This window comes from Undibacterium sp. TC9W, assembly GCF_049339865.1.
Lineage (GTDB): Bacteria > Pseudomonadota > Gammaproteobacteria > Burkholderiales > Burkholderiaceae_D > Undibacterium.
On record NZ_JBMPPJ010000086.1, the window covers coordinates 1 to 321 of the forward strand.

The following is a 321-nucleotide window of genomic DNA, read 5'->3' on the forward strand; positions in this document are numbered from 1 at the left end:
CTGTGTCGTTGGTCAGTTCGATGTTACCGATGTTGCTGATACCGTTGAAGTCACCGATGGAAGCGTTTGTTGCATTACGCAGTTCGATAACGTCGTCGTTCTTTTGGCTGTTGTTGGTGGTGTTGTTGTCCACTGCACCACCGTTGATCGCGTGGGAGCCATTGAAGTTGGCATCTGTGAAGATGATACGGTCTGCTGTGCGGCTTGCACCTTCTTCGCCGTTGTAGCTGAAGCGGCTTGTGGCGCTCAGTGTACGTGCGTCGATGACGACTGCGCTTTCAACGGCTGTACCAGCTGTGTCTGCTGCATTGTTGGCATCAT

1 protein-coding gene is annotated in these 321 nt (G+C 52.6%); it reads right to left on the reverse strand.

Annotated features, from left to right (window positions below; all coding sequences use genetic code 11):
* The coding region (locus tag ACO0LN_RS30345) for a hypothetical protein (protein WP_422980491.1) at window positions 1-321 on the reverse strand (321 nt) is incomplete at both ends.